Genomic DNA, 18,138 nt, shown 5'->3' on the forward strand with positions numbered 1-18,138 from the left:
TCCTATGAATCTCAATATTTGCAAACGTCTGGGCTTGCCCTTGCTGGGTTGTGCACTGTTTCTGCTGCTATGGCAGTGGGGGGCTGGCCATGTCAACACCTCCCTGGGGGCCCTGCCGGGGCCAGTTGCGACGCTGAGTCAGGCGGGACGGCTTGGTGAGGAATTTGTGGCCGAGCGGGAGCGTGAGCGCGCATTTCTGGCGCGTCAGGCTCAGCGCAATGCCGAGCGGTTGGCGATCGATCCTGCCGCCAAGGTGCGCATCGTGCCCTACACCGGGCGACCCACCTTCATCGATCAGGTATTGACCAGCTTGCGCACCGTGTTGCTCGGTTTTGGTCTGGCCAGCCTACTGGCCGTGCCGTTTGGCATCCTGCTGGGGATGAATCCGCGGCTTTATCAGGCCATCAATCCACTGGTACAGGTGCTAAAACCTATCTCCCCACTGGCATGGCTGCCGCTGATCACCCTGGTGGTGAGTGCCCTCTACGTCAGTAGCGATCCGCTGTTTGCCAAGTCGTTCATCGTTTCGGCGGTGACGGTGGCGCTCTGTTCGCTGTGGCCAACCCTGATCAATACCGCGGTCGGGGTCAGCACGCTGGATCCGGATCTGGGGAATGTCAGCCGGGTGTTGTGTCTCTCCTGGCCTACCCATGTGCGCCGTATCGTGCTGCCGAGCGCCTTGCCGATGATCTTCACCGGTTTGCGGCTCTCGCTCGGGGTGGCCTGGATGGTGCTGATTGCCGCCGAGATGCTGGCGCAGAATCCGGGGCTCGGCAAATTCGTATGGGATGAGTTTCAAAGCGGCGGTGCCAGCTCGCTGGCACGCATCATGGTGGCGGTGCTCACCATAGGACTTATTGGATGCGGTCTTGATCGACTGATGCTGTCGCTGCAGTTGCGCTGGTCGTGGGATAAACGCGCCGAGCTGCGCTAACAAGAGGGATAAGGGATGAGCGCATTCTTGCAATTGAGCAACATGGGGGTGGGGTTCACCACCGAGCGTGGTTACTTCGAGGCGCTGGCCAATGTCAACTTGCGCATCGAACAGGGGGAATTCATCTCCCTCATCGGTCATTCGGGATGCGGCAAGAGTACCTTGCTAAACCTGGTGGCCGGGCTGTGCGAGCCGAGTTGTGGCGGGGTCATTCTGGCCGGTCGCGAAGTCCGTGGGCCTGGCCCGGAGCGAGCCATGGTTTTTCAACACCATGCGCTGTTGCCCTGGCTCTCGGTGTTCGAGAACGTCGCCCTGGCGGTGCGCCAGGTCGAGTCGGGTCGGGGCCGGGTGAGTGAGCGGGTGATGGAGTTTCTCTCTCTGGTACAGATGGATCATGCCGCCGACAAGATGCCACACGAAATATCGGGGGGGATGAAGCAGCGGGTTGGCATTGCCCGCGCGTTGTCACTCAGCCCCAAGGTGCTGTTGATGGATGAGCCGTTTGGCGCGCTCGATGCGTTGACCCGGGCGCATCTGCAAGATGCCTTGATGGCCATTCAGGCCAGGCTCGGTACGACGGTGCTGATGGTGACCCACGATGTGGATGAGGCAGTGTTGTTGTCGGATCGTATCGTGATGCTGACCAACGGCCCCAGCGCCACTATCGGTGAGGTATTGACGGTGTCGCTGCCCCGGCCGCGGGATCGGGTGGCGCTGGCCGACGATCATCACTACCACAGGCTACGCCAGCAGGTGCTGCGTTTTTTGTATGAAAAACAGCGCAAGGTCACCCCGCTCAAAGGGGAAGAGAGCAAGCCACAGGCCGGCAAGTTGCGGGCGTGAGAGAGTAAGGAGTACAGGGATGAACAAACAGCGATTGGTGGTAGTGGGCAACGGTATGGTCGGCCACCACTTTGTGGAGCAACTGGTGGCGGCCGGCGGGTTGGCACAGTTCGAGTTGAATGTGCTGGGGGCGGAGCCAGATCCGGCATATGACCGGGTCCACCTCTCCGAGGTGTTTGGTGGCAGAGCCCCCGAGGCGCTGCGGTTGGCGGATCCGGGCTGGTATCACGATCAGGGCATCCCCCTGCGTCTGGGGGCGAGCGTGGAGGTGATCGATCGGCAAGCGGGTCTGGTGCAGTTGAGTAATGGGGAGGCTATTGGTTATGACCGTCTGGTGCTGGCCACGGGGTCGATGCCCTTTGTGCCACCGATCCCGGGACGAGATCGTAGCCACTGCTTTGTCTATCGCACTCTCGATGATCTGATTGCGATCCGCGAAGCCTGTGCCCATGCGCGCAGCGGGGTGGTGATCGGTGGTGGACTGCTCGGGTTGGAGGCGGCCAATGCCTTGCGCCTGCTCGGTCTGCAAACTCATGTGGTGGAGTTTGCGCTTCGCCTGATGCCGGTTCAGCTCGATGAGCTGGGGGGAGAGTTGCTGGCCAGCAAGATTGCCGCGCTCGGCGTAGAAGCGCACTTGGGCAAGGTGACCGAGCGTATCGTCGATGGTGAGCAGGCTCGCCACCGGTTGGTGTTTGCCGATGGCGGGCACCTGGAGTGCGACGTGCTGCTCTTCTCGGCCGGGATCCGTCCGGCCGATAGTCTGGCGCGCGGTGCCGGGCTGGCGGTGGGTGAGCGCGGCGGTATCGTCATTGATGAGCAGTGCCAGTGCTCGGATCCGGCCATTCTGGCCATTGGTGAATGTGCGTTGTGGCAGGGGCGGATCTTTGGTCTGGTTGCTCCCGGCTATCAGATGGCTCGTGCCGCCGTGGCCACCCTGTGTGGTGGCGAGAGCCGTTTCAATGGCGCTGACATGTCTACCAAGCTCAAGTTGATGGGGGTGGATGTGGGGGCCATCGGTGATGGTCAGGGGGTGACCGCAGGCGCCCAGTCGCTGTTGCTGCTTGACCGAAGCACAGGGGTCTACAAAAAACTGGTGGTTGATGAGCAGGGTGAGCGGTTGTTGGGGGCCATCCTGGTGGGGGATGGGGCCGACTACGATCGGTTGCTCACCTACTACCAGCAAGGGATGCCCTTGCCCACCCCGCTATTGGCGTTGCTCACTGGTGAGGGGGATACGGTGGCCGCACCGCTGACCTTGCCAGAGAGCGCAACCCTCTGCTCCTGCCATAACGTGAGCAAGGGGGCCGTGGCAGCGGCGGTTCGGGCCGGGCATCACGAGCTGGGTCAGATCAAGGCCGTGACCCGCGCCGGCACCGGCTGCGGGGGGTGCAGTAACCTGCTTAAACAGGTGCTGGATCAGACCCTGAGCGAGCTCGGGGTCGAGACCGACAATCATTTGTGCGAACACTTTGCCTTCAGCCGTCAAGAGTTGTGCCATCTGATCCGGGTCGAGCAGATCCGCGACTTTGACACGCTGCTGACTCGCCATGGTCAGGGGCTTGGCTGCGAGGTGTGCAAGCCGGTGATCGCCTCCATCCTCGCCTCGCTATGGAACGAACACGTGTTAGAGAAGCCGCATCGGGCGCTGCAAGACAGCAACGATCGTTTCCTCGCCAACATCCAGCGAGATGGTACCTATTCGGTGGTGCCACGGATTGCAGGGGGGAAATTACCCCGCGCGGGCTCATCACCCTTGGGGAGATCGCCGAGCGTTACGGGCTCTTTACCAAGATCACTGGCGGCCAGCGGATCGACATGTTGGGGGCTCGGCGCGATCAGTTACCGGCGATCTGGCGTGACCTGGTGGCGGCGGGCTTCGAGACCGGCCAAGCCTATGGCAAGTCGGTGCGTACCGTGAAGTCATGCGTGGGGTCCACCTGGTGCCGCTACGGGGTACAGGATTCGCTGGCGATGGCCCAGCAGTTGGAGCACCGCTACAAGGGGTTGCGAGCACCCCATAAGCTGAAGTTTGCCGTCTCCGGCTGTACCCGTGAGTGTGCCGAGGCCCAAAGCAAGGATATCGGTGTGATTGCCACCGAGCGGGGCTGGAATCTCTATGTCTGTGGCAATGGCGGCATGCGCCCGCGTCATGCTGACCTGTTTGCCACCGATCTGGATGACCAGACCCTGATCCGCTACATCGACCGTTTGCTGATGTTTTATGTGCGTACCGGGGATCGCTTGCAGCGCACCTCGGTCTGGCTGGAAGGCATGGAAGGAGGGCTCGACTACCTCAAGTCCGTCATCATCGAGGACCGACTCGGTATCGGGGGCGAGTTGGAATCGGCCATGGCGGCCGTGGTGGGTAGTTGGGAGTGTGAATGGAAGGCCACGTTGGCCGATCCCGACAAGCTGCGGCTGTTTGAGGCCCATCTGAATCAACCAGAGGAGATCACCCCGCCGCGCCATGAGATCCGTGGTCAGTGGGTGCCCGAGATCAAGGAGGTGGTATGACGACATCCGGTATGGCGTGGCTGCCCGCCTGTGAATTGACGCAGCTGGAGGAGGGCGTGGGACGCAGCCTGCGGGTGGCCGATCGCGTGGTCGCACTGTTTCGCTGTGGTGGCGAGATCTATGCCCTCGACGGGATGGACCCGGTGGCGGGGGTGGCGGTGATGGACTCCGGCTTGGTGGGTGACTGCCAGGGGGAGCCTATGGTCGCCTCGCCCCTTTATAAGCAGCGCTATTCGCTGCGCGATGGCCGCTGCCTCGATAACCCTGCGCTGGGGCTGCGGCCTTGGCCTATCAAGATCGAGGAGGGGCAGGTCTGGCTGGCCCAGCCTGACTTGACGTGATCCCCTCAGGCGCCCCAGCCCCTTGGGGCGCCTGCTCTTAGCGGCCGCTGGCTGCTCTCTTATATTCCTTATAGTTCTAAATGAACGTTCTTTATTATTTTGTTGCGCGCTGGCGCCCCGCTAGAGTGCGCTCATCAGGTATGGAGAGGTGCAAAATGGATTATTTGCCGATGTTTGCCAAGTTGGAAGGCCGCCCGATACTGCTGGTGGGCGGGGGCGAGGTTGCCCTGCGCAAGGCGCGCCTGCTGCTGGCGGCCGGTGCCCGGCTGACCCTGGTCTCCCCGAAGCTTGAACCGGAATTTGCGGAATTCACCGGGCGTTTCAGCCATCTGGCGGAGCGCTTCACTCCGGCCCATCTCGCAGGCCAGATTTTGGTGGTAGCGGCGACCGACAATCTCGAAGTCAACGCACTGGTTTATCAAAGTGCCAATCAGCTGGGTCTGTTCGTCAACGTGGTGGATGACCCCAAGCGTTCCAGTTTTATCTTCCCCTCGATTATCGATCGCTCGCCGCTGATGGTGGCGGTCTCCAGCGGCGGCAAGGCGCCGGTGCTGGTGCGCCTCTTGCGCGAGCGGCTGGAGAGCCTGCTGCCGCGCCATCTCGGCGGGCTGACCGAGCTATCCGGCCGGGTCCGTGACAAGGCCAAGCAGGTGCTCTCCTCGATTTCCGATCGCCGCCGCTTCTGGGAGCGCGCCTTTGCTTCCAACACCCTCGCCAGCCTGATTGAGAAAGAAGATTGGCAAGGTGCCGAGCAGTGGCTGAGCGATGGCCTCGATCAGGCGAAAAGCGAAGTGGGCGAGGTGGTCTTGGTCGGCGCGGGCCCCGGCGATCCGGGCCTCTTGACCCTCAAGGCGCTGCAACAGATTCAACAGGCTGAAGTGGTGCTCTACGACCAGCTGGTCTCCGCCGAGATCCTCGATCTGGTGCGCCGCGACGCCACTCTGGTGTCAGTTGGCAAGAAGGCGGGTGCCCACAGCGTGCCGCAGGAGGAGACCAATCGCCTGCTGGTGGAATACGCCAAGGCGGGCAACCGGGTGGTGCGGCTGAAAGGGGGCGATCCCTTTATGTTTGGCCGGGGTGGCGAGGAGCTGGAAGTGCTGGCCGACGAAGGCATCCCCTTCTCGATGGTGCCCGGCATCACGGCCGCCGCCGGTGCCACCGCCTATGCAGGTATTCCGCTCACTCATCGTGATTACGCCCAGAGCGCTGTCTTTATCACGGGTCATTGCCAGATCGATGGCAAGGAGCCCGACTGGCAGCAGCTCGCCGCCACCAGTCAGACCCTGGTCATCTACATGGGGCTGATGCGCTCCGAGCATATCCAGCAGCAGCTGGTGGATCACGGCCGAAGCCAAGCCACCCCCATCGCCATCATCGAGCGCGGCACCACATCCCGCCAGCGGGTGCTGACCGGCACGCTGGCCGACTTGGCCGAGCTTGCCAAACAGGCGGTGAGCCCGTCGCTTATCGTCATCGGCGAAGTAGTGGCACTGCGCGAGCGGCTCGCCTGGTTTGGAGAAAAAAGCGGCGAGCAGCTGCGCGCTAACCCGGATCTCGATGGCTGCGACCTCAAGCTGGTGCAGCTGGCCTGACCGAGAAAGAGATATTTGATGCGGCTGCCGATGCGGCCGCGCACTGAACCACCCAGCGCCCCGAGCAGGCGCATAAGCAATGACCCGAGGACCAACATGGACCGTGAAAGATTGACCCACTTGCAGCAGCCGAACGCGGAGAGCAGTCATGCAGGTGTCTCTCGTGAAAGATTGACACATCTGCAGCAGCTGGAAGCCGAAAGCATCCATATTATCCGCGAGGTGGCTGCCGAATTTGAAAACCCGGTGATGATGTACTCCATCGGCAAGGACTCCTCCGTCATGCTGCACCTGGCCCGCAAGGCCTTCTATCCGGGCAAGATCCCGTTTCCCTTGCTCCACGTCGATACCGACTGGAAGTTCAAGGAGATGATCAAGTTCCGCGATGAGACCGCCAGGAAGTACGGGCTGGATCTCATCGTCCACAAGAACCCGGAAGGGCTTGCCATGGGCATCAACCCCTTCGTCCACGGTAGCGGCAAGCACACTGACATCATGAAGACCGAGGGGCTCAAGCAGGCGCTCAACAAATATGGCTTCGACGCCGCCTTCGGTGGCGCCCGTCGCGACGAGGAGAAGTCCCGCGCCAAGGAGCGGGTCTACTCCTTCCGTGACAAGTCCCACCGCTGGGATCCGAAGAACCAGCGCCCGGAGCTGTGGCGGGTCTACAACAGCCAGGTCAACAAGGGGGAGAGCATCCGGGTGTTCCCGCTCTCCAACTGGACCGAGCTGGATATCTGGCAATACATCTATCTCGAGAACATCGACATAGTGCCGCTCTACTTCGCCGCTTACCGTCCGGTGGTGGAGCGCAACGGCATCAAGATCATGGTGGATGACGATCGTATGCCGCTGACCGCCGAGGATGAGGTGAAGCAGGAGCTGGTGCGTTTCCGCACCCTCGGCTGCTATCCGCTCACCGGGGCCATCGAATCCGATGCCACCACCTTGCCGGAAATTATTGAAGAGATGCTGCTCACCACCTCGAGCGAGCGGCAAGGGCGGCTGATTGACCACGATCAGGCCGGCTCCATGGAGCAGAAGAAGCGTCAGGGATATTTCTAAGGAGTCGTCAGCATGAACAGCCATATTCAGACCGCCATCACCGAACAGGGCATCGAAGCCTATCTGCACGCCCAGCAGCACAAGAGTCTGCTGCGTTTTCTCACCTGCGGCAGCGTGGATGACGGCAAGAGCACCCTTATCGGTCGCCTGCTGCACGACTCCCAGCAGATCTATGAAGATCAGCTCAAAGCGCTGGAGTCCGACAGCCAGAAGCTCGGCACCACCGGCGAGAAGCTGGACCTGGCGCTGCTGGTCGACGGCCTGCAAGCGGAGCGCGAGCAGGGCATCACCATCGATGTGGCCTACCGCTATTTCTCCACCGCCAAGCGCAAATTTATCATTTCGGATACCCCGGGCCACGAGCAGTACACCCGCAACATGGCCACCGGCGCCTCCACCTGCGATCTGGCCATCATTCTGATCGATGCCCGCAAAGGGGTGCTGGATCAGACCCGCCGCCACAGCTTTATCGCGAGCCTGCTCGGTATCAAGCAGTTCGTGGTGGCGGTCAACAAGATGGATCTGGTGGAGTTCAGTCAGGAGGTGTTCGAGCGCATCAGTGCCGACTACCGCGAGTTCGCCAAGAAGCTCAGCGTCGACACCATCCATATCGTGCCGGTCTCGGCGCTGGACGGTGACAATGTGGTCAACCAAAGCGACAAGCTGGCCTGGTACGAAGGCGAAACCCTGCTGGCTCTGCTGGAGTCTGCGGAAGTGGAGCGCGAGCTGGAGCGCCATCCGGTGCGCCTGCCGGTGCAGTATGTTAACCGCCCGAACCTCGATTTTCGCGGCTTCGCGGGCACGCTCGCTTCCGGCATCCTGCGGGTGGGCGACCGGCTTGCGGTGCTGCCGTCGGGCAAGGAGAGCATTGTGACCCGCATCGTCACCTTCGACGGCGATCTGGAGTACGCCCTGCCGGGTCAGGCCATCACAGTCACCTTCGCCGACGAGATCGATATCAGCCGCGGCGACTTGCTGGTGGATGCTGCCAAGCGGCCGCAAGTGACCCAGAATGTGCTGGCCCATATCGTCTGGATGGGGGAGGAGTCCCCGCAACCGGGCCGGGTCTACGACGTCAAACTGGCCACCAAGAAGAGTCGCGGTCAGGTGGAGGCCATCCGCCACCGCATCGAGATCAACAAGCTGGATGAGTTGCCCGCGAGTGAACTCAAGCTCAACGAGATCGGCCTGTGCGAGCTGAGCCTCACCGACCCGGTGGCGTTCGACCCGTATCAGGAGATCCGTGATACCGGCAGCTTTATCCTGATCGACCGGCTGACCAACGTCACCGTCGGCGCCGGCATGATAGTGGAAGGCTTGGCAGCCAAGGCAGTCAAAGGGCACTACAGCGAGTTCGAAATCGAGCTCAATGCGCTGGTGCGCAAGCACTTCCCGCACTGGCAAGCCCTTGCCATCGGTAACGACACAAGCAAGGAGTAAGCCCATGACCTGGCAACAATTCCTGGTGCTGGGTCTGCTGGCTGCTCTCGTGGCCCTGCTGATCCAGGGCAAACTCCGCCCGGCGCTGCTCTTCTCGGGCGCCGTGCTCATCACCTACCTGAGCGGGCTGGCGGATATCAATGCCGTGGTGGCGGGTTATACCAACAGTGCCCTGCTGACGCTGGTGCTGTTGCTGCTGGTGTCGCTGGCGGTGGAGAAGACCCGCATCATGAGCTGGTTCGCCAATCTGGTGGGCACGGGTTCATTCAACAAGGTGCTGGTGAAGGTGTGGTTCTCCACCGCCTTCCTGTCTGCCTTCGTCAACAACACCGCCGTGGTGGCCTCCATGCTGGGAGCGGTCAAACGCAACCCCAACCACGCACCATCGCGGCTGCTGCTGCCCATGTGCTTCGCGGCCACCTTTGGCGGGGTGCTGACCCTGATCGGCACCTCCACCAACCTTATCGTCAACAGCTTCCTCATCAAGATGGGGGCGCCGCCGCTCGGCATGTTCGACTTCTTTATGGTGGGGGCGGGCACCTTGCTGACCGGTCTGGTGGCCGTGCTGCTGTTTGCCCGTCACCTGCCGGAGCAGGATACCGAGATGAGCCGCGAATCCGGCTACTTTCTCGAGGCCAAGGTGGGCGCCGGTTCGCCGCTGGCGGGGCGCAGCGTCAAGGAGAACGGCCTGCGCAGCCTGAAAAGCCTCTATCTGGCGGAAATCATTCGCGGCGATCAGGTGATCTGCCCGGTGCAGCCGGAACACGAACTGCACGAAGGGGATGTGCTGCTGTTTTGCGGCGATGTGGAGAGCGTTGGCGTATTGCAGGAGATGAAGGGGCTGGATCTCTACGGCCAGCACCGCCTCAACGGCCAGCATCTGGTGGAGGTGATCGTCAGCCACAGCTCGCGGCTGGTGGGTCAGACCATCAAGGATGCCGAATTTCGCACCCACTTCGATGCGGTGGTGCTGGCGGTGCGCCGCGGCGAAACCCAGCTCACCGGTGGCCTCGGCCAGATTGAGCTGCACGCAGGTGATACCCTGCTGCTGGCCCCCGGCCCCCAGTTTGCCCGCAACAAGTCGCTGGGGCGGGAGTTTGTGGTGGTGAGCGGGCTGGAAGCCTCCACCCGTCTCGATGGCAAGCGCAGCGCCGCCGTGGTGCTGGGGTTTCTCGGGGTGTTGGCGCTCTCGGTGTTTGATCTGGTGCCGCTGTTCAAGGGCTTGCTGCTGATGCTGGTGGCGCTGCTGCTCACCCGCATTCTGACCCTGGACGAGATCCGCCGCCGCTTCCCGCTGGATATCTGGCTGGTGGTGGGCGGGGCGCTCGCCATCGCCGATCAGCTGGAAAAAAGCGGGCTGGCCAAGCTTATCGCCGACTGGCTGATGGGGGAGTTCAACGGTGCCAGCCCCATCATCGCCTTTATCGGTATCTATCTGTTTACGCTGGTGCTGACCGAGCTGATGAGCAACAACGCGGCCGCTGCGCTGGCCTTCCCCATGGGTTACCAGCTGGCGCTCAGCATGGATGTCTCGACCATGCCGTTTATTCTGGCGGTGCTGTTCGGGGCGAGCTCCAGCTTTATCCTGCCCTATGGCTACCAGACCAACCTGATGGTCTATGCCGCGGGCAACTACAAGATGCCGGACTACCTCAAGCTGGCCCTGCCGGTCTCGCTGGCCTATAGCCTCGGGGTGATTGTGATGGTGCCCCTGCTGTTTCCGTTTTAAGGCGTAAGCGCCAATCAAGGGGGGTTGGATGAGCAATACCATGGCATCAGCAAGCTGTCGGCGGATAGTCAGAGGCGGCTCCCCGTGGTGCCGGACAGTTTAAGTTTTGAGGCGTGAGCGCCAATCAAGGAGTGTTGGATGAGCAATATCGTGTGGCACAAGCATACCGTGGACAAACAGAGCCGGGCCGAGCTTAAAGGGCAAAAGCCGCTGGTGATCTGGTTTACCGGGCTGTCGGGTGCGGGCAAATCGACCCTGGCGGGGGCGCTGGAGCAGGCGCTGGCCGCCGAGGGCAAGCACACCTATCTGCTGGATGGGGACAATGTGCGCCACGGCCTGTGCGGTGATCTCGGTTTCGATGATGCCGCTCGGCAGGAGAATATCCGCCGGGTCGGCGAAGTGGCGAAACTGATGGTGGATGCGGGCCTGATCGTGCTCACCGCCTTTATCTCGCCGTTTCGTGCCGAGCGGGCGCTGGTGCGCAGCCTCTTGGGCGAAGGGGAGTTTGTCGAGGTGTTTGTCGATGCGCCGCTCGCCGTCTGCGAAGAGCGCGACCCCAAGGGGCTCTATAAAAAGGCGCGGGCAGGGGAGATCACGAATTTTACCGGTATCGACTCCGCCTATGAGGCGCCGGAGCAGCCGGAAATTCATCTGCTGAATGCCGGTAAATCGGTGGAGGCGCTGGTGGGGGAGTTGTTGACTGCCCTGCGGCAGGGGAATTACCTGTAGTTGGATCGGAAGAACCTATAACAAGCGCCCGGCGGCCGGTCAGTTGGCCACCACAGGCGCTTATGGGCTGGCGACCACCACTATAAGCAAAAGTTGGGTCATTGTCGGAAAACCCATAAATACAGCTTCTTATAGTGGCACCGGCGAGCCTTGAGCCACTCCGAGGCGGTCGATAGCAACCCCGCAAAAGGATCTTCCGATCCTTGCTTATATCGCGGCGGGGTTATTCGCGATTGTCCGAATACGCTGCGCTATTCGAACCTACGGGCTGCGCTTCGGATATTCGATGTGCCAGCTTCCAGAAAATCGGCCAATGCTAAGAGGGGAAGAATGGCTAAGGATGCAATTGTAGTGGTCAACTAAATCCGGACACTTGGTTAGGCCGAACCTCGGCTTTTGCTGGCGGTATCCCGTCATTGTATTGATGTGGACGCCGCCAGTTGTAGTAATCCATCAGGTAATAACTGATATCCCGCTTTGCCTCCCGCACGCTCATGTATCCCATAGCCGGAACCCACTCCGTTTTAAGACTTCTGAACAATCGCTCCATCGGGGCATTATCCCAGCAGTTGCCACGCCGACTCATGCTCTGGGTCATGCGATAGCGCCACAGTCGTTGCCGAAATGCCCTACTGCCATATTGGCTGCCCTGGTCAGAGTGAAATAGCACACCGGATGGGCAACCACGCTGCTGATAGGCCATCTCCAGTGCTTTGATTGCCAATTCTGCATCAGGTTTATCAGACATCGCCCAGCCCACGACCCGCCGGGTGTGCAGGTCAAGCACCGCTGCCAGGTAATGCCAGCGTCCACCTGCCCAGACGTAGGTGATATCGCCACACCACACCTGATTGGGTTGCTGGACATCAAATTCGCGAGCCAGCAGATTGGAAATGTCCGGTCGCTCAGACTGGGCGACCTGATAACGATGAGCGCCCGGCTGTTTGGATACCAGCCCGGCTTCCTTCATCAGGTTACGTACTTTGAATCGACCAATCTGATACCCCAACTCCCGCATCATCGACATCAAGGCGCGGCTGCCTGCAGAGCTCCTGCTCTCTTTGAACAACCGGCGCAACTCACTGCGTTGCTGTATCCGCTCACGGTTAATCGCCCGTCTGCGGGCCAGATAGTCGTAAAAGCAGGATGTTGGAACATCGAAAGCGCAGCAGACCAAGGTGATGGGGGCTTGCTCCCTTAATCGGTCTATCAGCGCGTACGTGTGAACTCGTCCGCCATCAAGAGAGCAGTAGCCTTTTTTAGAATGTCCTTTTCACGTTCGAGCCGGTTGATACGGGCTTCCAGCTCCTGAATTTTTTGCTGCTCCGGAGTCAGTGCTTTGCCGATTGGGGTTGTGCCAGTTCGTTCGGATTGCAGTTGCTGAACCCAGCGGCGAAGTACGGTTTCACCGACATCCAGTGAACGGCTGGCTTCAGGGACAGAATATCCCTGGTCGAGCACCAGGGATGCGGCTTCGAGTTTGAATTCGGCAGTAAATGAGCGACGTAATCTTGTCATTGAACACCTCAGGTCATGGTGGCGACTGTACCACCTAAAATGGTGTCCGGGATGATTAGACCATATATGGACGCCCCCGGGTTGTGCAAGAACTGAACTGATACGGTTTGCGACCATATATCCGGCGTTATGATGGGATTAACTCCCTCGCCATGATGTCATCCGAGCCTTGCTTCCTTATCACTACACCGGTATATGCATACCCAGGTCTAATTCAGGCTGTTACAAGGACGGTACCCGTTTCTTCATCAGTGCCTGCAAACTCAGTAACGTAGATTTTCTAAGCAAATATCAAATTAACTTCCTGCAAAAGCTCTGTTCATACTGAAATCAACCGAGTCAGTTAGTACACGCCAGATGATCCGAGTTAACTTATTTGCCAGGGCGACAGTGGCTTTCAAGAAGCCACGCCGCAATTCAATTGCCTTAACCCATCTCCCTAAACTGTCATCCCGTTTTTGCACACAACGCATCACCGCTCGAGCGCCATGGATGATCAAGGTCCTCAAGTTACGATTACCGTTCTTGGTCATGGATGAAAGCCGTTGTTTTCCACCTGAACTGTGCTGTCGAGGGACTAAGCCACACCAAGCAGAAAGCTCACGGCCGCTGGAAAACTGGGTGGCATCAACCTCACTGACCACCGCAGCGGCAATCAGTGGCCCGACACCAGGAATGGTCAATAAGTGGTGATAGGCAACCTGCTGGCTGGACAGTTCAGCTAGTTCCTTATCCAAGACATCAATCCGTTCAGTGAGCATCTGCATATCTTCTCGTAACAGGCTCAGTAGTCGGCGAAGCGTGAAGGTTATCGTATTGTCTCCGTCTTCAAGCACTTCTGGCAGTTGTCGTTGCAGGCGTTGTAACCCGGCTGGAATAATGACTCCGTACTCGGCAAGTAATGCCCGTAGTTGGTTAGCCAGAGCGGTTCGCTGCTCAACTATGAGCTGGCGAGCACTACGTAACGCCTTGATATCTTGTTGTTCTGTAGTTTTAACTGAGACGAAGTGGATCCCTGGTCGGCAAGCTGTTTCACAAATAGCTAATGCATCGTTGGCATCATTCTTCTGGTGTCTTGCAAAGGCTTTGACATGCTGTGTGGGAATGAGCTTTACGTCATAGCCCATCGATATCAGTGCTCGTCCCCAGAAATGAGATGTTGAGCAAGCTTCCATAGCAATCAGTGTTTGCGGTGGAAACTGGCGCAACGTGTGGAGCAGTTTCTGGCGAGATATTTTACGATTCCAGGCAACAGAACCATCAGCCATCCATACACACACCTGAAAAACAGACTTAGCAATATCGATTCCAACTACTTTGATCGTGTTCATGTGGTGATCCCCCAAGTTGAACGCTGTCAGCCTAAGTATGAAACTGACCGCGCAGGGAGGGGGCGTCCATCACATCACTACAAATAAGGTATTTCTGGTGTTGGCTCATGACTACCCTAAGACACATAACGCCACCCATAACCGGCCCCTAAAACGCGTTAGCGTTTTAGGGGCCGGTTATGGCCTTGTTAGCCGTTCCATAGCGCCAGGGAAGTAATTAACTTACACGATAGGCCGCCACTTTTGAGGGTTGGCCTAATATCAAGCAGTTTCCGAAACAAACCACTTCATGGCCTGCTTTCACCGGAGGTTCGTCGGCTTCGTATACCTCAAATAGCTCGATTGCTGGGACTTTGCGAGACATCAAATGTAATCGAGTTCTTGTCACCATTAAGTCCTATGGATTTCAGGGGACCGAATATCCCTTCCTGTTGCCGAACAATAGCCTGAAACTCTGCCAAAGAACGCGAGCCTTCAGAGTAAACAGTTTTTTTGCTCATGTTTATACCTCTTTCCCAAATAGAATGTTCAATTTCTGGGCGATAAGCTCGAACTTAGATTCCGATTCTGCTGCTGATATTGTTGTTAGAATTGAAACCAAATGATCCTCTTGATCTTCTTGGCCCAAGGACTTGGCAAGCGTACGCAACTGAGGCGAGTTCAAGCTTTTGACATAAGCCGCCGCCGCTTCTCGACGTTTTTGGAGCGGTTCTGGAACGGGGGAAACAACTAGTATCTCTTCAAGTTTCTTATCCGCCTCTTTTGCCGCTTTCCCTGCCGATTCGGCTACTTCCATTAGTGCGCCGGGAATACTTCCTGCATTGTAGTAGGTGTCAAGATCACTCAGAGCCAGTTCTAGTGGGTATTCGTCAACCCCTTTTGTTAGTCCTTCCTTGATTCTCACTAGCACTTGCTTTCTTTTTGCCACCATAGTCGCAAGTAAGGTTGGCATGGTTTTATCAAAGTATGCATTTTTGTCGAAGGCTGCCTTGCCGCCGATCACTACTGTTGAAATAGCAGACAAAGTCTGCGCGGAACTCTCAGACAAGGCGCCCGCCCCCCCTAGTGCGAGCGTGACCCAATCTGTTGCAAGACCTAACCCAACCCTCAGAGATCCCCTCATTTTTAGAGACTCAAATAATTCCAAGTGTGCGGGTATATAAGCGGTGTTGCTTCAGGTAGTAGATAAATTTATCCATCAACAAGACCGCATTGGCTTCTTTCATTTTAGGTAACAACTGGTAATAGATGACCCCTTGCCGAAAGAACGAATAGGTTCGGCTCTTGCTGGTATTGACCTTGATCGTTCTCTCTAGACCGACACTGTCTCCAGCCTTACCCAGCAGCGTCAGCAAGACGATGGCCAGGGCACTGAATAAAAACAGTCGGTCGCGCCGGACCGGATTACTGATGTGCACATCTCCCATACCCATGCCGAATTTGTAATCTTTGATATCACGAAAACTGGTCTCGATACCCCAGCGCTGGCCGTATAGTTGCAACGCCTTGGCGGCGCTCAGGTCGGTCCGGTTACTGGCCAGAAACCACGCGTCTTTCATGCCACTCTTATGACAACAATAGACCCGTTCGACAGGCTGTCGCTGCCCAGTTAGCTCCACCGCTTTGAGGGTTCGGGTGCGCCCGGTCGGCGTTAGCCAGTCCCGAGCTGGAACCTGCTCTACACCAGGGTAACCAACCAAAACATTTCCTTTAAATCTAATGAGATAAGCAAAGCCTAGCTCTTGCTCCAGGCGTTCGAACAGCTCCATGTAACCAAAGCCGCGGTCAGCTACTACCGTCACGAAGATACCCTCTGGCAACGTCTGCTTGAGCTTGGTGAGCAGCTCTTTCTCATGGGCATTGCGTTGCCCTTTGAGCAACGATTTCCGATGGGTTTTCCACAGCAGCGGAGTACTGCGACCGTGGTTGGTTTGCAGGCTGATAACCAAGGTACTGTGATCATCGGCATCGAATTCGGTCCAGTCCATGGAGACTACGATCTCGGTACGTTCACCGACCACATAGGGCACCCAATCGTCAAAGAGGCTCCAGACATTGAGCTTGGTGTTAGTGAGCAGGCGATCCACCTGTTTAACCGCATGTTTACGTTCGAGACCGTTGGCCAAGGAGAGGCCACTACCGATGGCGTGGATGGCCAGTGAACCTGACTCGATAACCCCGAGGGTAGCATTGGCGAGGGAAAGAACACGCTTAGCATGCATGTCCTGTCCAAATATATCGTCGATGTGGTTGAGGATTAGTTCGTGGTTAAACATGGGGATAGTCTGTTGGGTATTAGCTGGTCAAGGATGGCGATCATACCTCAGAAGCCGCGCCACGCCTCGCTCATATGAGGGGATGGTTAAGAACCCAACCCCTTCTTGGAATAATGCTTGTTGGAAATCGTTGAAATGCAAATTAATTGCAAGAATTCGTGCATTCACCACTGCATCTCGCCACTGCCTTTTGCTAAGCCCATTACGTTGAGAATCTTCACTTGCTGTATATTTTGTCACCGCATCAGGAGACAAATAAGCTTTCATAGCCTCCATTTCTGCCTTGGGATCATATGATCGCTCAGGATATGCAGTTAGAGACGCCATACAGCCTGCTAATGCAAGCGGTACCAAAAGCAATGCCAGGTACCCAAGTCCATTCTTATAAATTTTCATCAATATCATCCCCTTCTTCACGATTAATAGTTCATAAGGTGTGGATCGTTTCCGGCTAACGTTGGAATTAAGCCGCGCCGCCCTTGGGCAGCGTCGGCTTGAATGACTTGTTGGGCATCACTCTGCTTCTTGTGCACCTTCAAACTTAGATTTTGTTCTTGATTTTTTAATGGCGGTGACACCATCTTCGGCCATTGCTAAAACTCTATTTGCAAAATCTGGAACAGATGACATGGCTTCTTTGACAGCACTGGAGTTGGCAAACTCATGCAATGGGCTGCCATGCTGATGATCTTCAACCAACCGTAATGGAGCCTCCTCCAATCTGTCTAGGGCAGAGCTAAATAGACGAGCCTCAAGTTCTGGATCAATTCGTTCAGCTTCTTTTCTATATCCCTCGTATGCTTTTGCAACAGAAGGGCGTTGTTTCCCAAATCGATGCGGCTTGAATGGAACTAACTGAGGGCGCGGCGATCTGATCATCACCATTCCCTTCAAGTCTGCATCATGGGCAAGTCGCTTCACCCCATCACCAACTGGTCTCAATACAACAAGTCTCTGATCCACCGTGGCTCTCTCACCTTCTGGGTTGATGCAGATGCCATGGACAACTGGTTCCACCACGACCATCACGGGCGACGGGGTCGTAGCCAGCTCTACACCGACCAGACCATCTCTACCTTCTTGATGCTCAAGGGGATTTTCAGCCTCTCCCTGCGAGCCACCCAAGGGCTACTCGACTCCCTGTTTGAGTTGATGAATGTGCCGCTGTGCGCCCCCGATTACAGCGGTGTCAGCAAGCGGGCCCGTACGGTGAAAGTGGCGTATCGGCAGCCATCTAAAGGGACGATTACCGACCTGGTTATCGACTCAACTGGCCTGAAGGTGTTTGGCGAAGGCGAGTGGAAAGTCAGGAAACACGGCGCCGAAAAGCGGCGAGTCTGGCGCAAGTTGCATCTGGCGGTAGACCCGGCGAGCCACGATATCGTGGCGGCGGAAGTGTCGTTGGAGAATGTCCATGACGCTGAGGTGCTGCCGACCCTGCTCAATCCATTGCGGCGCAAGCTGGGAAGGATTTATGCGGATGGCGCCTATGACAGCAAAGCCAGCCATCAGCTGATAACGCGCAAAGGAGGGACCGCCTGTATCCCGCCTCGCAAGAATGCGGGGCTATGGGAAAAGGGACACCCGAGAAATGCGGCAGTGCTGGTGATGCGCAAGGAAGGGTTGGCGCACTGGAAGAAGATATCGGGGTATCACCGTCGTTCGCTGGCAGAGACGGCGATGTGCCGGTTCAAACAGCTGATGGTGGGAAAAATCAGTCTGCGGAAATACAACGGCCAAGTGGGGGAAGTAATGGCGTATGTGAGTGCGATAAACAAACTGAACACCCTTGGTCTGCCTGTCAGAAAGCCCCAAGTGTAACGGTC

Annotated in this window: 17 protein-coding genes and 2 pseudogenes; 12 read left to right on the plus strand and 7 right to left on the minus strand. The window is 57.8% G+C overall.

The window, feature by feature from the left end:
- The first annotated feature begins 4 nt into the window (after positions 1-4).
- The 11 genes and pseudogenes from ACTG2U_RS16480 to cysC all read left to right on the plus strand — a co-directional run bounded on the left by ACTG2U_RS16480 (position 5) and on the right by cysC (position 11,187).
- Positions 5-934, plus strand: coding sequence for an ABC transporter permease (locus ACTG2U_RS16480; RefSeq protein ID WP_047439596.1), 930 nt, complete (start codon positions 5-7; stop codon positions 932-934).
- A 15-nt stretch (positions 935-949) separates the two neighbouring features.
- Positions 950-1,777: an ABC transporter ATP-binding protein gene (locus tag ACTG2U_RS16485; RefSeq protein ID WP_421280691.1), complete on the plus strand. Its 828-nt coding sequence runs from the start codon at positions 950-952 to the stop codon at positions 1,775-1,777.
- A gap of 55 nt (positions 1,778-1,832) precedes the next feature.
- Positions 1,833-3,449, plus strand: a pseudogene (gene nirB, locus ACTG2U_RS16490) (nitrite reductase large subunit NirB); the annotation flags it as partial.
- Positions 3,386-3,586 (plus strand): annotated as a pseudogene (locus tag ACTG2U_RS16495) (hypothetical protein); the annotation flags it as partial. The pseudogenes nirB and ACTG2U_RS16495, both read left to right, overlap by 64 nt.
- Before the next feature lie 6 nt (positions 3,587-3,592).
- Complete coding sequence (locus tag ACTG2U_RS16500; RefSeq protein WP_439965715.1) at positions 3,593-4,291, plus strand: hypothetical protein; 699 nt, start codon at positions 3,593-3,595, stop codon at positions 4,289-4,291.
- Positions 4,288-4,632: a nitrite reductase small subunit NirD gene (gene nirD, locus ACTG2U_RS16505; RefSeq protein ID WP_052200078.1), complete on the plus strand. Its 345-nt coding sequence runs from the start codon at positions 4,288-4,290 to the stop codon at positions 4,630-4,632. The genes ACTG2U_RS16500 and nirD overlap by 4 nt, the downstream gene beginning before the upstream one ends.
- A gap of 155 nt (positions 4,633-4,787) precedes the next feature.
- On the plus strand, positions 4,788-6,224 hold the full coding sequence (gene cysG / locus ACTG2U_RS16510; RefSeq protein WP_439974778.1) for a siroheme synthase CysG: 1,437 nt from the start codon (positions 4,788-4,790) through the stop codon (positions 6,222-6,224).
- Positions 6,225-6,320: 96 nt separating this feature from the next.
- Positions 6,321-7,289 (plus strand): sulfate adenylyltransferase subunit CysD, encoded by a 969-nt coding sequence (cysD, locus tag ACTG2U_RS16515; RefSeq protein WP_052200077.1) that lies wholly within the window; start codon positions 6,321-6,323, stop codon positions 7,287-7,289.
- Positions 7,290-7,301: 12 nt separating this feature from the next.
- On the plus strand, positions 7,302-8,729 hold the full coding sequence (cysN, locus tag ACTG2U_RS16520; RefSeq protein WP_439974779.1) for a sulfate adenylyltransferase subunit CysN: 1,428 nt from the start codon (positions 7,302-7,304) through the stop codon (positions 8,727-8,729).
- 4 nt (positions 8,730-8,733) lie between these two features.
- A complete protein-coding gene (locus tag ACTG2U_RS16525) occupies positions 8,734-10,458 on the plus strand; it encodes an SLC13 family permease (protein WP_040068267.1) in 1,725 nt (574 codons plus the stop codon).
- Between the two features lie 138 nt (positions 10,459-10,596).
- Positions 10,597-11,187 carry an adenylyl-sulfate kinase gene (gene cysC, locus ACTG2U_RS16530; protein ID WP_439974780.1) on the plus strand — a complete coding sequence of 197 codons (591 nt, stop codon included), beginning with the start codon at positions 10,597-10,599 and terminating at the stop codon, positions 11,185-11,187.
- Between the two features lie 355 nt (positions 11,188-11,542).
- On the opposite strand, the gene ACTG2U_RS16535 is transcribed toward cysC, so the two are convergent.
- From ACTG2U_RS16535 to ACTG2U_RS16565, 7 genes are all read right to left on the minus strand, one after another.
- Positions 11,543-12,705 (minus strand): IS3 family transposase gene (locus ACTG2U_RS16535; protein ID WP_429070639.1). Its coding sequence is split into 2 segments (ribosomal slippage): positions 11,543-12,450 and positions 12,450-12,705, totalling 1,164 coding nucleotides; the frame shifts between segments, so codons are not numbered across the junction.
- A gap of 296 nt (positions 12,706-13,001) precedes the next feature.
- Complete coding sequence (locus tag ACTG2U_RS16540) at positions 13,002-14,036, minus strand: IS110 family transposase (protein ID WP_201035198.1); 1,035 nt, start codon at positions 14,034-14,036, stop codon at positions 13,002-13,004.
- 329 nt (positions 14,037-14,365) lie between these two features.
- The gene (locus ACTG2U_RS16545; protein ID WP_439974781.1) at positions 14,366-14,536 is read right to left on the minus strand and encodes a hypothetical protein; all 171 of its coding nucleotides are present in this window, start codon (positions 14,534-14,536) and stop codon (positions 14,366-14,368) included.
- 2 nt (positions 14,537-14,538) lie between these two features.
- A complete protein-coding gene (locus ACTG2U_RS16550) occupies positions 14,539-15,084 on the minus strand; it encodes a hypothetical protein (RefSeq protein ID WP_439974782.1) in 546 nt (181 codons plus the stop codon).
- Between the two features lie 85 nt (positions 15,085-15,169).
- A complete protein-coding gene (locus ACTG2U_RS16555) occupies positions 15,170-16,312 on the minus strand; it encodes an IS4-like element ISAs18 family transposase (RefSeq protein ID WP_041204923.1) in 1,143 nt (380 codons plus the stop codon).
- 27 nt (positions 16,313-16,339) lie between these two features.
- Positions 16,340-16,708 carry a hypothetical protein gene (locus ACTG2U_RS16560; RefSeq protein ID WP_439974783.1) on the minus strand — a complete coding sequence of 123 codons (369 nt, stop codon included), beginning with the start codon at positions 16,706-16,708 and terminating at the stop codon, positions 16,340-16,342.
- Between the two features lie 117 nt (positions 16,709-16,825).
- Positions 16,826-17,191 (minus strand): hypothetical protein, encoded by a 366-nt coding sequence (locus ACTG2U_RS16565; protein WP_439974784.1) that lies wholly within the window; start codon positions 17,189-17,191, stop codon positions 16,826-16,828.
- 24 nt (positions 17,192-17,215) lie between these two features.
- On the opposite strand from ACTG2U_RS16565, the gene ACTG2U_RS16570 reads away from it, so the two are divergent.
- The gene (locus ACTG2U_RS16570; protein WP_346198352.1) at positions 17,216-18,133 is read left to right on the plus strand and encodes an IS5 family transposase; all 918 of its coding nucleotides are present in this window, start codon (positions 17,216-17,218) and stop codon (positions 18,131-18,133) included.
- Positions 18,134-18,138 lie beyond the last annotated feature (5 nt).

Origin of the sequence: Aeromonas sp. 95A, assembly GCF_051919235.1 — a bacterium.
Taxonomy (GTDB): domain Bacteria; phylum Pseudomonadota; class Gammaproteobacteria; order Enterobacterales; family Aeromonadaceae; genus Aeromonas; species Aeromonas veronii.

Bases quoted from the DNA above. Each gene is read 5' to 3' on its own strand.
- ACTG2U_RS16545 (WP_439974781.1), bottom strand. From the start codon at position 14,536: ATGAGCAAAAAAACTGTTTACTCTGAAGGCTCGCGTTCTTTGGCAGAG.
- ACTG2U_RS16560 (WP_439974783.1), bottom strand. From the start codon at position 16,708: ATGAAAATTTATAAGAATGGACTTGGGTACCTGGCATTGCTTTTGGTA.
- ACTG2U_RS16480 (WP_047439596.1), top strand. From the start codon at position 5: ATGAATCTCAATATTTGCAAACGTCTGGGCTTGCCCTTGCTGGGTTGT.
- ACTG2U_RS16540 (WP_201035198.1), bottom strand. From the start codon at position 14,036: ATGAACACGATCAAAGTAGTTGGAATCGATATTGCTAAGTCTGTTTTT.
- cysG (WP_439974778.1), top strand. From the start codon at position 4,788: ATGGATTATTTGCCGATGTTTGCCAAGTTGGAAGGCCGCCCGATACTG.
- ACTG2U_RS16555 (WP_041204923.1), bottom strand. From the start codon at position 16,312: ATGTTTAACCACGAACTAATCCTCAACCACATCGACGATATATTTGGA.
- ACTG2U_RS16565 (WP_439974784.1), bottom strand. From the start codon at position 17,191: ATGATCAGATCGCCGCGCCCTCAGTTAGTTCCATTCAAGCCGCATCGA.
- ACTG2U_RS16570 (WP_346198352.1), top strand. From the start codon at position 17,216: ATGGGCAAGTCGCTTCACCCCATCACCAACTGGTCTCAATACAACAAG.
- ACTG2U_RS16500 (WP_439965715.1), top strand. From the start codon at position 3,593: ATGTTGGGGGCTCGGCGCGATCAGTTACCGGCGATCTGGCGTGACCTG.
- ACTG2U_RS16485 (WP_421280691.1), top strand. From the start codon at position 950: ATGAGCGCATTCTTGCAATTGAGCAACATGGGGGTGGGGTTCACCACC.
- cysC (WP_439974780.1), top strand. From the start codon at position 10,597: ATGAGCAATATCGTGTGGCACAAGCATACCGTGGACAAACAGAGCCGG.
- cysD (WP_052200077.1), top strand. From the start codon at position 6,321: ATGGACCGTGAAAGATTGACCCACTTGCAGCAGCCGAACGCGGAGAGC.
- cysN (WP_439974779.1), top strand. From the start codon at position 7,302: ATGAACAGCCATATTCAGACCGCCATCACCGAACAGGGCATCGAAGCC.
- ACTG2U_RS16525 (WP_040068267.1), top strand. From the start codon at position 8,734: ATGACCTGGCAACAATTCCTGGTGCTGGGTCTGCTGGCTGCTCTCGTG.
- nirD (WP_052200078.1), top strand. From the start codon at position 4,288: ATGACGACATCCGGTATGGCGTGGCTGCCCGCCTGTGAATTGACGCAG.